1 pseudogene is annotated in these 227 nt (G+C 67.0%); it reads left to right on the top strand.

Features of this window, described 5'->3' with window-relative positions:
* Positions 1–227: pseudogene (locus WA788_RS35885) on the top strand (ketoacyl-synthetase C-terminal extension domain-containing protein); the annotation flags it as partial.

Below are 227 nucleotides of genomic sequence, written 5' to 3'. Positions count from 1 at the left end.
ATCGTGATCCGGCGCGGCCGTTGTTGTTGGGGTCGGTGAAGTCGAATATCGGTCACACGCAGGCGGCTGCGGGTGTGGCGGGTGTGATCAAGATGGTGCAGGCGATGCGGCACGGGATGCTGCCGCAGACCCTGCATGTGGATGCTCCGTCGTCGCATGTGGATTGGTCGGCGGGGGCGGTGGAGCTGCTGACGGCGCCGCGTGAGTGGCCGGCGGGTTCTGGTCCT

It is taken from the genome of Streptomyces sp. CA2R106, from assembly GCF_037034245.1.
Taxonomy (GTDB): Bacteria; Actinomycetota; Actinomycetes; order Streptomycetales; family Streptomycetaceae; genus Actinacidiphila.
The sequence above is the reverse complement of the archived record's forward strand: the minus strand, read 5'-3'. Positions and strand labels throughout refer to the sequence as shown.